This window comes from Pseudomonas sp. FG29 (genome assembly GCF_057809355.1).
Genome location: NZ_JBMDJU010000013.1, coordinates 50,939 through 64,905, shown reverse-complemented (window position 1 = coordinate 64,905; position 13,967 = coordinate 50,939). Strand labels below are relative to the sequence as shown.

The following is a 13,967-nucleotide window of genomic DNA, read 5'->3' as shown; positions in this document are numbered from 1 at the left end:
CGATGACTGCCGCACCCCTCAGCGCCGCCGGCCAGTACCTGACCTTCGCCCTGGCGAAGGAGTTGTTCGCCGTCGACATCCATGCCGTGCGCGAGATCATCGAGTACGGCCACCTGACCAGCGTGCCGATGATGCCGCCGAGCATCCTCGGCGTGATCAACCTGCGCGGCGCCGTGGTGCCGGTCATCGACCTGGGGCTGCGCTTCGGCGGCAGCGCGACCGTGATTGGCCCGCGCACCTGTATCGTCATTCTGGAGATCGCCACGGAGGACGGCCTGCGTGTGATCGGCATGGTGGTCGATGCGGTCAGCGAGGTGCTGGAGCTCGGTGCCGATCAGATCGAGCCTGCCCCCAGCTTCGGTAACCGTATCCGCGCCGACTTCATCCGAGGCATGGGTAAGTTGAACGAACGCCTGGTCGTGTTGCTCGATGTAGGTCGAGTGCTGTCCGATGACGAGATCAGCCTGCTGGAGCAGGCCAGCACGCAGCGAGCCCCCAGCCAGGAACAGCCATGAGCAGTACCGCCGTCGCGCTCAGTGATCGTGAGTTCGATCAGTTTCGCCAGTTGATCCACGACATTGCCGGCATCAGCCTGTCCGATGCGAAGAAACCGCTGGTAGCCGGGCGCCTGAGCAAGCGCCTGCGCGAATTCGAGCTGGACAGCTACGGCGACTACTTCCGGCGCCTCAACCAGAGCCCGGCGGAGTTGCAGCACTGCGTCGACCTGCTGACCACCAACGAAACCTACTTCTTCCGTGAGCCCAAGCACTTCGACTTCCTGCGTGAACGCCTGGGCCAGCCGGGGTTGATCCCCAGTGGGCGCCCGTTGCGTATCTGGAGCGGCGCCTGCTCCAGCGGTGAGGAACCTTACAGCATTGCCCTGCTGCTGGCGGATGTGCTCGGCGAGAGGCCCTGGGAAATCCTGGCGTCGGATATCAGCCAACGGGTGCTGGATCGCGCCCGCGCCGGCGTCTATCGTCTGGAAGACAGTGACGACATCCCGCGCCAGATGCGGGTGCAGCACTGCTTTCGCGGCGTGGGCGCCAACGAGGGCAGCATGCTGATATGCCCTTCGATCCGGCGACGAATACGCTTCGAACAGATCAACCTGAACAACCCACTGCCGGAGACCGGTCTGTTCGACGTGATCTTCCTGCGTAACGTCATGATCTACTTCAACGGTGATACCAAGCGTCAAGTCGTCAAGCGTCTGCTCAGCCGCTTGCGGCCAGGCGGCTACTTTCTGATCAGCCACTCGGAAAGTCTCAACGGTATCGATGACACGCTGAAGGTCGTGAAACCATCGATCTACCGCAAACCCGATGCCTAAGCCCGTAACGACGCGTGACGTCTACCTGCAACCGGGCGATGTGCACTTTGCCGGCGTCGGCACGCGCATCCGCACGCTGCTGGGCTCCTGCGTATCCCTGGTGTTCTGGCACCCGCGCCATCGACTCGGCGGCATGTGCCATTACATGCTGCCCACCCGTGGCCAACCCACTGCCAAACTGGACGGACGCTACGGCGACGAGGCCATGCTCATGCTGCTGGAAGCCATCAGCGCGCACGGCACCCGCGCCAACGAATATCACGTGCGCATCTTCGGCGGCGGCAATATGTTTCCGAACGTCGGAAACCGCGGCAAACGCCACGTCGGTCAGCAGAATATCGACATGGCCTACAAGCTCCTCGCCATGCACGGCTTGATGAGCCATGGCGAGCACGTCGGTGGAACCGGCCACCGGCACCTGCTTTTCGACATCTGGAGCGGCCAGCTCGCCCTGAAGCTGTCGCCCATCGTACCCGGCAGTGGAAGCCCCACTGGAGTGCAGTCTGCATGAAACCCATCAAAGTCATGATCGTCGACGATTCCGCCGTCGTGCGTCAGGTGCTGGCCTCGGTGCTGGGCGCCGACCCGGCCATCGAGGTGCTGGGCACCGCTGCCGATCCGCTGTTCGCCCTGAGCAAAATGGAGCGCGAATGGCCCGACGTGATCGTCCTCGACGTCGAAATGCCGCGCATGGACGGCATCACCTTCCTCAAGAAGCTGATGGCCGAACGCCCGACGCCCGTGGTGATCTGCTCCACGCTCACCGAAAAGGGCGCCAGCACCACCATGCAGGCGCTGGCTGCAGGCGCCGTGAGCATCGTCACCAAGCCACAGATGAGCCTGCGCAAATTTCTCGTCAACGCCAGCGATGACCTGCTCGGCGCAGTCAAGGCCGCCGCGCGCGCCAACCTGCGCCAGCTCAAGGAAAAACCCGCCGTCACGCCCAAGCTGGGCGCCGACGCGGTATTACCGCCCGCCAGCCCGAGCGCCATGGCCCGCACGACCGAGCGGGTCGTCGCCATCGGCACCTCCACCGGCGGCACCCAAGCGCTGGAATACGTGCTCACCGCCTTGCCGCGCGTGTGCCCGGGCATCGTCATCGTCCAGCACATGCCGGAGAAATTCACCGCGGCCTTCGCCGAACGTCTCAACGGCCTGTGCCAGATCGAAGTGCTCGAAGCCCGCCACGGTGACCGGGTCATCCCCGGCCGCGCGCTGATCGCGCCCGGAGGCCGCCACATGCTGCTCAAGCGCAGTGGCGCGCAGTACATGGTCGAAGTGGTCGACGGCCCACCCGTGAGTCGCCACAAACCCTCGGTGGACGTGCTGTTCCGCTCCACCGCCCGTGCTGCGGGTGCCAACGCCACCGGCATCATCATGACCGGCATGGGCGACGACGGCGCCCGTGGCCTGCGCGAAATGCACGAGGCCGGCGCCTTCACCCTCGGCCAGGACGAAGCCAGTTGCGTCGTCTACGGCATGCCCAAGGAGGCGAAGAAACTCGGGGCGGTGAGCCGCGAGATTCCGCTGGAGCAGATACCTGCGTACATCCTGCGCACCGAGCGCACCTGAGCCGGGGCTCAATACGCCCGCCGCAACCGGAAAACTGACCCATACTGGAAAGGTCATGCCATCGGGGGAAGGCTTTGGAAGAGACGCATACGGCAGATGCCCTGCGTGACGCAGCATGGCATACGGCACCGGTCGGTCTAGGCGTACTGGATCTCGACGGTTGCCTGAAGCAGGGCAATCCCGCCCTGCTGCGCTTGCTCGGTACGCCGCTGCAGGTGCCGACACACCAGCCGCTGACGCACTGGTTGCACCCGCAAGATCAGGACGCGCTCACTTACGCTCTGGAGCGCGCACGCCGCCAGCAGGCCGATATTCCCTGCGGCGAGTTGCGCATTGGTAACCCAGGCGAGGCCTACCAATGGCTGAGAACCAGTGTTTCCGGCATTTCGACGAATGGATCGGACGTCGATCATTTCCTCATTCGCCTGAGCCCACCCCGTTCGACCCAGGAACGTGCCGAGCTGGTCTATCTGCTCAGCTTCGCGCTCGACTTCACCGCCGACGGCGCCCTGCTGCTGGATGACGCGCTGAATATCCGCTACCTCAATGAAGCGGCCACCGTACTGATGGGCCAGGCTCGCAAGTATCTGCTTGGCCAGAACATCGGCCAGGCCCTGATACCGCTGGCCCTGCATAGTGACGAACAGTTGCAGGAGCTCATACGCGACCAGCAAGCGGTGCATCTGGAACTGAGCAATCCCATCGACGGTACACGCCGTCACCTGTCGGTGAAATTCACTCGTTTCCACTACGATCGGCGCGGCTACAGTCTGGCATTGCTGCACGATCTCACCGAACAACAACGTCTGACCGATACCCTGCGGCACAACGAGCGCCAGTTCCGTGCCCTGATCGAGAACACCCATGACGCCATCGGCCGCCTCACTCCCGACTTCCGCCTGATCTATGCCAACCCGGCGCTGGAAGCACTGTGCCGGCTGCCTCTGGTGGAGGCCAGAGGCCGCCCGGCACGTGATGCCTTTGGCGACAACTCACAAGTCGACATCATGGCCGAGATGGTGCGGGAGGTCGCCAAAAGCGGTAAGTCCCTGGAAGAAGAACTGATTCACGGCATCGACGGCCCGGTCGACCAGCACCTGCATTACCTCGTGCAGCTGGTACCCGAGCGTGATGACCACGGCGAGGTGACCAGCGTGCTGTCCCTGGCTCGCGACATCACCAACATCCGCAAGGCCGAGCGGCGCCTGGCCGCCAGCAACCAGCAACTGCGCGAACTGACCAGCCGGCGGGAATCGGCGCGGGAAGAAGAGCGCAAGCTGATCGCCCAGGAAATCCATGACGAACTGGGCCAGCACCTGACGGCCTTGCGCATGGGCATTTCCATGCTAAACCTGCAATTCGGCAGCCAGGCGCCAGGGTTGAACCCTGCCGTGGATAACCTGATGGGGCTGTGCGACCGCACCATCCAGGTGGTGCGCACCATCGCCACCAGCCTGCGCCCGGCCGTGCTCAACATGGGCCTCTACCCGGCACTGGAATGGCTGATCAGCGAGTTTCGCCAACACACCCGGATTGCCTGCGAACTGACCACCCACAGCGAAGAACCGGCCTTGACCGACGACCAAGCCACCACCGCTTTCCGTATCGTCCAGGAGGCGCTGAACAATGTCGCTCGCCACTCCGGCGCCACGCGCACCGTGGTGAGCCTCGAGCGCATCGACGACACCTACCGCCTGGATATCACCGACAACGGTCGTGGCTTCGACCCCGCCTCGGTCAACAAACGTTCGCTGGGGCTGGCCGGCATGCGCGAACGCGGCATCAGCCTGGGCGGCGAAGTGGTCATTTTCAGCCACCCCGGCCAGGGCACCACTGTCCAGGCGACCCTGCCCATCAAGTCGACCCAGGAGGCCCCATGACGCGGATCATGATCGCTGACGATCACACCATCATGCGCAACGGCCTCAAGCAGTTGATCGAGTTCGACAACCGCCTGCAGGTAGTCGCCGAAGCGGAGAACGGCGGCCAGGTGCTGGAGAGCCTGCGCAACGTGGAGGTCGATCTGGTGCTGCTGGACATGAGCATGCCCGGCATCAGCGGCGAGGATCTGATCGCCCGCATCCACGGCCATTACGCCAAGTTGCCCATCCTGGTGCTGAGCATGCACAACGAACCGCAGATCGCCCAACGCGCGCTGCGGGCCGGCGCCAGCGGCTACCTGACCAAGGATCACAACGCCGAAACCCTGCTCGCCGCCATCAACAAGGTCGCCGGCGGTGGTCGCTACCTGGATCCGCGCATCGCCGAACAGCTGGCCTTCGCCAATTCCGAACCGCGCGACAGCGGCCTGGACAGCCTGTCGGATCGGGAATTCCAGATCCTGCGCCTGCTCGCTGACGGCCTGGGCGTCAACCAGATCGCCGAGCGCCTGGCCATCAGCAACAAGACCGTCAGCACGCACAAGACCCGGCTGATGGAAAAAATGGGCTTCAGCTGCAACGCCGACATCATCCGCTTCGCCATGACGGAGCGCTTGTCAAGGTAGGAATCGTCCTACAAAAAAAAGGAGTGGCCCTACGCCATCATCGGGATGCACCGATGCCCTGGCCAACGCCGACACACCATCCTGATAGCCAAGAACGGGCCGCCCATGCCCGGCTTCGCTGCTCGATGGAGTGTCAACGTGACCACCCAGACCAACGCCCCCCGGATCTCCTGGCTTCCCGCCACGCTGGCCAGCCTCGGCAGCCTGCTGCTCGTCTGGCTGGTGCTCATGCTGCCCAGCGCCTATTGGCTGATCGCCGCGCTGCTGCCCGGCGCTCTGGTGCACGCCAGCGTACGTAGCCTGGCCGGCAAACAGGCCGCCGCCACCGCGCAGGCCTACCAGAATGGCATCCGCGACGGCCAGGCAGAGGAGGCCCAGCGCCATGTCGACGGCCTGGCCGATCTGTGCCGTGGCCTGTCCCCCGTCTGGTCGCAGCAGATCGAGGCGGCGCGACAGCACACTGAAACCGCCATCGAATCGCTCAGCGCGCGTTTCACCCAACTGGCTCAGCGCATCAGTGCGGTGATCAGCACCGACAATCAGGATGATGAACAATCGCTGCTCAGCCTGCTGGCCAGCAGCGAGAGCGACCTGGAGGACATCGTCGGTCAGTTGCGCCAGGCGCTGAGCAGCAAGGAAACCCTGCTGGCCGAGGTGGTCAGCCTCAGCGGCTACACCACGCAACTGCGCACCATGGCCAAGGAGGTCGGTGACGTCGCCAAACAGACCAACCTGCTGGCCCTCAACGCCGCCATCGAAGCCGCACGGGCTGGCGAGGCCGGGCGTGGTTTCGCCGTCGTCGCCGATGAAGTGCGCAAGCTTTCCACCCTTTCAGAAGCCACCGGCAAGCGCATCGACGAGACCATCGAGACCGTCAGCGCGGCCATCGAACGCACCCTGCAGGTTTCCAACGAACACACCGATCGCGATGCCAACACCCTGAAAAGTGCCAGCGAGGTGATCCACCACCTCATCACCGACCTGCGCGGCAGCGCCACTCGCCTGGTCGAGCACGGCACGGTGCTGCATCAGGAGAACAAGGCCGTGGGCGACGAAATCTCCGACGTGCTGGTGGCGCTGCAATTCCAGGATCGTGTCAGCCAGATGCTCGGCCACATGCGCGACGACATCCAGCGTCTGGGCACCCACCTGAGCGAACCCTGCGAACGGGTCGACGCGCGCACCTGGCTCAACGAGCTGTCGCACACCTACACCATGCCCGAACAGCACGCCATCCATCACGGTCGCCGCAACACCGCCGCCGCCGATAGCGCTTCCGACATCACCTTCTTCTGAGGACATGCCCCATGGCCAAGACCATTCTCATCGTCGACGACTCCGCCTCCATCCGCCAGGTCGTCGGCATGACCCTGAAAAGCGCCGGCTACGACGTCATCGAAGGCGTCGATGGCAAGGATGCGCTGACCAAGCTCGACGGACGCAAGGTGCACCTGATCATCAGCGACGTGAACATGCCGAACATGGACGGCATCACCTTCCTGAAGAACGTCAAGACGCTGCCCAACTACAAGTTCACCCCCGTGATCATGCTCACCACCGAAGCCGGCGACGCCAAGAAGAGCGAAGGCCAGGCTGCCGGTGCCAAGGCCTGGGTGGTCAAGCCCTTCCAGCCGGCGCAGATGCTCACCGCCGTTTCCAAACTGATCCTGCCCTGATTCGCGAGGTGCGCCATGCACGCGACCACCACAGCCGATGAGATCCGCCGTCTGGCGCTCGAAGGCGCACTGAGCATCTACACCGCTGCCGATACCAAACCGCGCCTGAGCGTCGCCCTGCAGGGCGCCATCGCCCTCGAAATCGACCTGAGCGGCATCGACGAATTCGACTGCGCCGGCCTGCAACTGCTGCTGGCCACCCGCGAGCAGGCACGCCGCCAGGACATCGAGCTACGCCTGCAGGGCGCCAGCGCCGTGGTACGCGAGCTGCTCACCCTGAGCGGGCTGACCGATTTACTGACCGATCCGGAGGTCAACTGATGAACCTCGACAGTGTCATCGGCACCTTCATCGCCGAGAGCCAGGAACTGCTGCTGCAGATGGAAGATGCCCTGCTGCAGGTGGAACACAACCCGGACGATCCCGAGCTGATCAACGCCATCTTCCGCGCGGCCCACACCATCAAGGGCTCGTCCGGGCTGTTCGGCTTCGACGGCATCGTCGCCTTCACCCACGTCGCCGAAAGCGTGCTTGACCGCGTGCGCGGCGGCGAGCTGCACCTCGACGCCGATCTGATCGCCCTGATGCTCAAGGTCGGCGACCACCTCGCCGGGCTGATCCGCCACCTGGCCGACGGCGGCGACCTGGCGGAGTTACCCGAAAGCGTGACCGCCAACGGCCAGGAACTGATCACCGCTCTGAGCCGCTACCTGCAGGCGCAACCGGCCAGCGCAGAGCCTGCGCCGTGCGCCAGCAGCGAACAGGAAAGTCGCGCCACGGGTGGCAGCCCGCACTGGCACCTGTCGCTGCGCTTCGGCCCCGACACCCTGCGCAACGGCATGGATCCGCTGGCCTTCATCCGTTACCTGAGCACCCTCGGCCAGGTGCTGCATATCGAAACGGTGCTCGACCACCTGCCCGCGCTCGACGAACTGGATGCGGAAACCTGCTACCTGGGCCTGGAGCTCAGTTTCGCCAGCGACGCCGAGGCCAGCGCCATCGAGGGCGCCTTCGAGTTCGTGCGCGAAGAAGGCAGCATCCGCCTGCTGCCACCCGGCGCCAGCCTGAGCGACTTCCAGGCGCTGCTGCAGGAGCGCGCCAGCGAAGGCGAGGCACAACTCGAACGCCTGGCGCGCTGCACCGGCCTGAGCCCTGAAATGCTCAGCGCCAGTGCCGGCGCACCGACCCTCATCGATAGCGCCACGAGCCAGGTCAACAGCAGCGCCCAGGTACCGGCGGCCAGCCCGGAGGCGCGCAGCAATTCGGGCAAAGAGTCCGCCCGCAGTGGCAACGATGCCAACCTGATCCGCGTCGACGCGACCAAGCTCGATCAACTGATCAACCTGGTCGGCGAGCTGATCATCGCCGGCGCCAACACGCGCATGCTGGCCCAGCGCAGCGGCCTGACCGACATGAGCGAGTCCGCCGAAACCCTCTCGCGCCTGGTCGAGGAAGTTCGCGACAGCGCCCTGACCCTGCGCATGGTGCAGATCGGCGCCACCTTCAACCGCTTCCAGCGCGTGGTGCGCGACGTCTCCAAGGAACTGGGCAAGGACATCGTGCTGCAGATCAGCGGCGGCGACACCGAACTGGACAAGACCGTGGTGGAGAAGATCGGCGATCCCCTCACCCATCTGGTGCGCAACGCCATGGATCACGGCATCGAATCGGCCGACGCGCGGCGCGAAAGCGGCAAGTCGCTGCAGGGCGTGGTACGCCTCAACGCCTACCACGAGGCCGGCGGCATCGTCATCGAAGTCTCCGACGATGGCGGCGGTCTCAACCCGCAGAAGATCCTGGCCAAGGCCACTCAGCGCGGCCTGATCAACGAAGGCCAGCAGCTCAGCGACAAGGAGATCTTCAACCTGATCTTCGAGCCCGGCTTCTCCACCGCCGAGCAGATCAGCAACCTCTCCGGCCGTGGCGTCGGCATGGACGTGGTCAAGCGCAACATCACCGCCCTGCGCGGTACCGTCGAACTCGACAGCAAGCTGGGCCAGGGCACCTGCGTGCGCATTCGCCTGCCACTGACCCTGGCGATCATTGATGGCTTCCTCATCGGCGTCGGCCAGGCCAGCTACGTGGTGCCACTGGACATGGTCGAGGAATGCATCGAGCTGCCCAGCGACCAGATTACCGGCCAGCAGCACCTCGATCTGCGCGGCAACGTGCTGCCATTCATCCGCCTGCGCCAGATGTTCGATGACCAGGGCCAGCCACCACGGCGTGAAAACGTGGTGGTGGTGCGCTACGCCGGCGTGCGTGCCGGGCTGGTAGTCGATCAGTTGCTCGGCGAATTCCAGACCGTGATCAAACCGCTGGGCAAGGTGTTCTGCCAGGTACCGGCGCTGAGCGGCTTCACCATCCTCGGCAGCGGCGCCGTCGCTCTGATCCTCGACATTCCGGGCCTGCTGGCCCAGATCACGCAAAGCGGCGGCCCACGTGCCGTCAGCCCGTCCAGCCAGTTGAGGAGCACCGTGCAATGAACCTCTCTCTTCGTATCGCGGCTCTGATCGCAACCGCCACCCTCGCCCTGCTGGTTTTGGCCTTCAACCTGCCTGCCAGCGCTGCCATCCCCGTCGCCATCGTGGCTGTGGTCGCCGTTGTCGTGCAGGGCCTGCTCCTGCAACTCAGCCTGCAGAAACTGGGTGCCGAACCTCAGGTTCTGCTCGACCTTGCTGAACAGCTAGCTCGTGGTGAAGGTAGCCGCCAACAACAGGTGATAGCCCCGGCTGGCTCGCTGCAGGATCGCCTGCAGCAGATCGGCGGCCAGCTCGGCGGGCTGGCGCAGAACCTGCGCCAGGTCAGCGACGAACATGCCCGTGGCGACATCGACGTGACGCTCGATACCCGCCTACCCGGCCTCTACGGCGACGTGTCGCAGGGCATCAACGCATTGGTGGCCAGCCATATCGAGGCGAAGAAAAAAGCCATGGCCTGCGTCCGCTCGATTGCCGATGGCGATCTCAAGGCGCCGCTGGAGCAGTTCCCCGGCAAGAAGGCCTTCATCAACGACACCATCGAAACCCTGCGCAGCACTATCACCGGCCTGATGGGCGAGATGCACCATATGTCCGCAGCCCACGATAAAGGCGATATCGACGTAGTCATCGACGCTGCGCGTTTTTCCGGCAGCTACGCCGAGATTGCCCAAGGCATCAACAGCATGGTCGCCGGCCATATCAGCGTGAAGAAGAAAGCCATGGCCTGCGTCAGATGCATCGCCGAAGGCGATCTCGAGGCGCCGCTGGAGCCGTTCCCCGGCAAGAAAGCCTTCATCAACGACATCGTCGAGACCCTGCGTGGCAACCTCTCCGGCCTGATGAGCGAAATGCGCCACATGTCCGAGGAGCACGACAAGGGCGATATCGACGTGATGATCGACGCCTCGCACTTCCGAGGCAGCTATGCCGAGATCGCCCAGGGCATCAACGCCATGGTCGCCGGCCACATCAGCGTGAAGAAGAAGGCCATGGCCTGCATCAAGGCCTTCAGCGAGGGCGACCTGGCTGCGCCGCTGGAGCAGTTCCCCGGCAAGAAGGCCTTCATCAACGACAACATCGAGACCCTGCGGCGTAACGTTCAGGCCCTGATCGAAGATACCCAGATGCTCAGCCAGGCCGCGCTCGAAGGGCGTCTCGACACCCGTGCCGATGCCAGCTGCCATCAGGGGGACTTCCGCCGCATCGTCGAGGGCATCAATGACACGCTGGAAACCATCATCCGCCCCCTGCGCGAAGCCATGAGCGTGATCGCCGGGCTCGCCGAAGGCGACCTGACGCGCACCATGAGCGGCCAGCACAAGGGGCATCTGGAGGAACTGCAGCAGTCGCTCAATACCACGGTGCACAAACTGGCCGACGTCATCGGTCAGGTGCAGCTGTCCACCGGTGCGCTCAGCAGCGCCGCCGAGGAAATTTCCGCCACGGCCCAGAGCCTCAGCCAGGCGGCCTCCAGCCAGGCGGCGTCGGTCGAAGAAACCAGCGCGGCAATGGAGCAGATGTCTGCCTCAATCGCGCAGAACACGGAAAACGCCAAGATTACCGACGGTATGGCCGGCAAGGCGTCCTGCGAGGCCAGCGAAGGTGGCCAGGCGGTGCGCGATACCGTGGCGGCGATGAAGACCATCGCCGACAAGATCGGCATCGTCGACGACATCGCCTACCAGACCAACCTGCTGGCACTCAATGCGGCCATCGAAGCGGCTCGCGCCGGCGAGCATGGCAAAGGCTTCGCCGTGGTCGCCGCCGAGGTGCGCAAGCTGGCCGAACGCAGCCAGGTGGCGGCCCAGGAAATCAGCGCAGTGGCCAAGAGCAGCGTCTCCCTGGCCGAACGCGCCGGCAGCCTGCTCGATCACATGCTGCCGTCGATCGCCAAGACCTCTGACCTGGTGCAGGAAATCGCTGCGGCGTCCGAGGAGCAGAACACCGGCGTCAACCAGATCAGCGCGGCCATGACCCAGCTCAGCGACATCACCCAGCAAAACGCTGCCGCCTCCGAGGAGCTGGCCGCCACCTCCGAGGAAATGACCGGCCAATCGGTCAATCTGCAGAGTCTGATGCAGTTCTTCCAACTGGCCAGTCAAGGCAGCAGCCACAGCGCCGTGCGCGCCACACCCGCTGCACGCAGCGCCCTGCCGAAAAGGGCCGACGATCAGGAAAGCGGATTCATCCGCTTCGGGAGCTGAGTCATGAGCATCGATATCAACGCCTTGATCAATCACGAGCAGCAACGGCAGTACCTGACGTTCCGCGTCGGCGACGATCCCTACGGCGTGGCGACTCGCTACGTACGCGAGATCCTCGAGTTCGACCAGATCACCCTGGTACCGATGATGCCCAGCCTGGTGCGCGGCGTGATCAACCTGCGCGGGGCCATCGTGCCGATCATCGACCTGGCCGAACGCTTCGGCCATGGCCGAACCGCACTGGGTGCGCGCACCTGCATCGTCATCGTGGAGATCCTCGACGAAGAGGAAACCCACCTGATCGGTGCGCTGGTCGATGCGGTCAACGCCGTCGTCGAAATCGAGCCCGAGGCCATCCGCCAGGCCCCCGCATTCGGCAGCCGCATCCGCGGCGAGTTCATCGAGGACATTGCCCGCCTGGATCAGCAATTCCTCACCCTGCTGCGCATGGAGCAAGTGCTGTCGATCAGCCAGATCGCAGACATGGCAGGTCAAACCCCCTCTTTCCATGCAATGCGCGCGAGCGCGCCGGAGCACGCAAATGACCATCAGTAAAAAGATGATTCTTCTGGTTCTGTCTGCCCTGTTCGGCATCCTGCTGTTGTCCGGCCTGAGCTATCAGCAGATGAACCAGGTCTTCACCGCCGCCAACTACGGCAACATCAACTCGGTGCCCAGCATCGTCGCCCTGAACAAGGTGCGCAGCGCCATCAACGTACAGATCCAGTTGCTCTATAGCCATATCCTGACCACCAACGATGCGGCGATGGCCGAGATAGAAACCCGCATCAAGAGCAACCGAGGCGACATCCAGCAAGCGATCGAGGAGTACTCCAAGCTGCTGTCCGACGAGAAGGACGGGCAACTGCTGGAAGCCGATCGCAAAGGCATCGCCAGCTTTCTGCAAGGCGCTGACGGCGCACTGGCTCTGTCGCGCAGGAATGAGAACGAGGCCGCCCGCGATGCCATGCTCGCGCTGCAACATGACGTCATCGAGCCGCTAAGCGAAGACCTCAATACGCACCTCCAATACAACGTCACGGCCGCCGACACGGGCAGCCTGGCTGCGCAGGACACCCTGCAGCAGGCGACGCTGGTGTCCATCACCGTCTCACTGATCACACTGGTGGTGATCGGGCTGATTGGCGGCCTGATCACCCGCAACCTGCTGCGCCAGCTCGGCGGTGAGCCGGCCTATGCAGCGGAGATGGTGGCGCGCATCGCCGCCGGCGACCTGACCGTCAACGTCGAGACCAAGGCTGGCGACACCGGCAGCATGCTCGCCGCCATCAAGGGCATGGTGGAAAAGCTCGCACAGATCATCGGCGAGGTGCGCAGCAACGCCGACTCGCTGTCCAGTGCTTCCGAGCAGATTTCCTCCACGGCCCAGAGCATGAGCCAGGGCGCCTCCGAACAAGCCGCCTCGGTCGAGGAAACCAGCGCCTCGATGGAGCAGATGTCCGCCTCCATCGCGCAGAACACGGAGAACGCCAAGGTCACCGATGGCATGGCCAGCAAGGCCGCCCGCGAAGCTGACGAAGGTGGCCAGGCGGTCAAGAACACCGTGGCGGCGATGAAGACCATCGCCGACAAGATCGGCATCGTCGACGACATCGCCTACCAGACCAACCTGCTGGCCCTCAACGCCGCCATCGAAGCCGCCCGTGCCGGCGAGCACGGCAAGGGCTTCGCCGTGGTAGCCGCCGAAGTGCGCAAACTGGCCGAACGCAGCCAGGTGGCCGCCCAGGAAATCAGCGAAGTGGCCAAGAACAGCGTGTCCCTGGCCGAGCGCGCCGGCGCCCTGCTCGACGAGATGGTGCCGTCGATCACCAAGACCTCCGACCTGGTGCAGGAAATCTCCGCCGCCTCCGAAGAACAGAGCGCCGGGGTCGGGCAGATCAACGCTGCCATGAACCAGCTCAGCGAGATCACCCAGCAATCGGCCTCCGCCTCCGAAGAACTGGCAGCGACCGCCGAGGAAATGAGCGGTCAGGCCGAGCAGCTGCAGCAGTTGATGGACTTCTTCAAGGTCAACAACGCAAGCGGCAGCGCGCGCCCCGAGCGTGCCAAACAGCCGCGTCGCAGCCCGGAAAAAACAGGCGAGCGCTATGAGCAGGAGCCGCTGGCCAGTGGCTTCATCCGCTTCCAACACTGACCACGCCCCATTCGCAGGCGGGCACCAGGGGGTGCCCCAGG

The 13,967-nt window shown here is 64.4% G+C and carries 13 protein-coding genes; all 13 read left to right on the top strand.

Annotated elements, in window-relative coordinates; all coding sequences use genetic code 11:
* The first annotated feature begins 2 nt into the window (after positions 1-2).
* The 13 genes from ACODS1_RS14825 to ACODS1_RS14765 all read left to right on the top strand — a co-directional run bounded on the left by ACODS1_RS14825 (position 3) and on the right by ACODS1_RS14765 (position 13,926).
* Entirely contained in the window at positions 3-515 is a 513-nt protein-coding gene (locus tag ACODS1_RS14825; protein ID WP_489086255.1) for a chemotaxis protein CheW, read from the top strand.
* Positions 512-1,330: a CheR family methyltransferase gene (locus tag ACODS1_RS14820; RefSeq protein ID WP_489086254.1), complete on the top strand. Its 819-nt coding sequence runs from the start codon at positions 512-514 to the stop codon at positions 1,328-1,330. Before ACODS1_RS14825 ends, ACODS1_RS14820 begins: the two co-directional genes overlap by 4 nt.
* Entirely contained in the window at positions 1,323-1,841 is a 519-nt protein-coding gene (locus ACODS1_RS14815; protein ID WP_489086253.1) for a chemotaxis protein CheD, read from the top strand. Before ACODS1_RS14820 ends, ACODS1_RS14815 begins: the two co-directional genes overlap by 8 nt.
* Complete coding sequence (locus ACODS1_RS14810; RefSeq protein WP_489086252.1) at positions 1,838-2,902, top strand: protein-glutamate methylesterase/protein-glutamine glutaminase; 1,065 nt, start codon at positions 1,838-1,840, stop codon at positions 2,900-2,902. Before ACODS1_RS14815 ends, ACODS1_RS14810 begins: the two co-directional genes overlap by 4 nt.
* 74 nt (positions 2,903-2,976) lie before the next feature.
* On the top strand, positions 2,977-4,782 hold the full coding sequence (locus tag ACODS1_RS14805; RefSeq protein ID WP_489086251.1) for a sensor histidine kinase: 1,806 nt from the start codon (positions 2,977-2,979) through the stop codon (positions 4,780-4,782).
* Entirely contained in the window at positions 4,779-5,408 is a 630-nt protein-coding gene (locus tag ACODS1_RS14800) for a response regulator transcription factor (RefSeq protein ID WP_322978899.1), read from the top strand. The genes ACODS1_RS14805 and ACODS1_RS14800 overlap by 4 nt, the downstream gene beginning before the upstream one ends.
* A 45-nt stretch (positions 5,409-5,453) precedes the next feature.
* Entirely contained in the window at positions 5,454-6,704 is a 1,251-nt protein-coding gene (locus tag ACODS1_RS14795) for a methyl-accepting chemotaxis protein (RefSeq protein ID WP_489086250.1), read from the top strand.
* A gap of 11 nt (positions 6,705-6,715) precedes the next feature.
* The gene (locus tag ACODS1_RS14790; RefSeq protein ID WP_061240163.1) at positions 6,716-7,084 is read left to right on the top strand and encodes a response regulator; all 369 of its coding nucleotides are present in this window, start codon (positions 6,716-6,718) and stop codon (positions 7,082-7,084) included.
* 15 nt (positions 7,085-7,099) lie between these two features.
* On the top strand, positions 7,100-7,405 hold the full coding sequence (locus ACODS1_RS14785; protein WP_489086249.1) for an STAS domain-containing protein: 306 nt from the start codon (positions 7,100-7,102) through the stop codon (positions 7,403-7,405).
* On the top strand, positions 7,405-9,570 hold the full coding sequence (locus ACODS1_RS14780) for a chemotaxis protein CheA (RefSeq protein WP_489086248.1): 2,166 nt from the start codon (positions 7,405-7,407) through the stop codon (positions 9,568-9,570). The genes ACODS1_RS14785 and ACODS1_RS14780 overlap by 1 nt, the downstream gene beginning before the upstream one ends.
* On the top strand, positions 9,567-11,771 hold the full coding sequence (locus ACODS1_RS14775) for a methyl-accepting chemotaxis protein (RefSeq protein WP_489086247.1): 2,205 nt from the start codon (positions 9,567-9,569) through the stop codon (positions 11,769-11,771). Before ACODS1_RS14780 ends, ACODS1_RS14775 begins: the two co-directional genes overlap by 4 nt.
* Positions 11,772-11,774: 3 nt before the next feature.
* Positions 11,775-12,326 (top strand): chemotaxis protein CheW, encoded by a 552-nt coding sequence (locus ACODS1_RS14770; protein ID WP_322978903.1) that lies wholly within the window; start codon positions 11,775-11,777, stop codon positions 12,324-12,326.
* Entirely contained in the window at positions 12,313-13,926 is a 1,614-nt protein-coding gene (locus ACODS1_RS14765) for a methyl-accepting chemotaxis protein (protein ID WP_489086246.1), read from the top strand. The genes ACODS1_RS14770 and ACODS1_RS14765 overlap by 14 nt, the downstream gene beginning before the upstream one ends.
* The last annotated feature ends 41 nt before the right edge of the window (positions 13,927-13,967 follow it).

Coding starts and splice junctions, on each gene's coding strand:
- ACODS1_RS14825 (WP_489086255.1), top strand. CDS start 3: ATGACTGCCGCACCCCTCAGCGCCGCCGGCCAGTACCTGACCTTCGCC.
- ACODS1_RS14820 (WP_489086254.1), top strand. CDS start 512: ATGAGCAGTACCGCCGTCGCGCTCAGTGATCGTGAGTTCGATCAGTTT.
- ACODS1_RS14815 (WP_489086253.1), top strand. CDS start 1,323: ATGCCTAAGCCCGTAACGACGCGTGACGTCTACCTGCAACCGGGCGAT.
- ACODS1_RS14810 (WP_489086252.1), top strand. CDS start 1,838: ATGAAACCCATCAAAGTCATGATCGTCGACGATTCCGCCGTCGTGCGT.
- ACODS1_RS14800 (WP_322978899.1), top strand. CDS start 4,779: ATGACGCGGATCATGATCGCTGACGATCACACCATCATGCGCAACGGC.
- ACODS1_RS14795 (WP_489086250.1), top strand. CDS start 5,454: ATGCACCGATGCCCTGGCCAACGCCGACACACCATCCTGATAGCCAAG.
- ACODS1_RS14790 (WP_061240163.1), top strand. CDS start 6,716: ATGGCCAAGACCATTCTCATCGTCGACGACTCCGCCTCCATCCGCCAG.
- ACODS1_RS14785 (WP_489086249.1), top strand. CDS start 7,100: ATGCACGCGACCACCACAGCCGATGAGATCCGCCGTCTGGCGCTCGAA.
- ACODS1_RS14780 (WP_489086248.1), top strand. CDS start 7,405: ATGAACCTCGACAGTGTCATCGGCACCTTCATCGCCGAGAGCCAGGAA.
- ACODS1_RS14775 (WP_489086247.1), top strand. CDS start 9,567: ATGAACCTCTCTCTTCGTATCGCGGCTCTGATCGCAACCGCCACCCTC.
- ACODS1_RS14770 (WP_322978903.1), top strand. CDS start 11,775: ATGAGCATCGATATCAACGCCTTGATCAATCACGAGCAGCAACGGCAG.
- ACODS1_RS14765 (WP_489086246.1), top strand. CDS start 12,313: ATGACCATCAGTAAAAAGATGATTCTTCTGGTTCTGTCTGCCCTGTTC.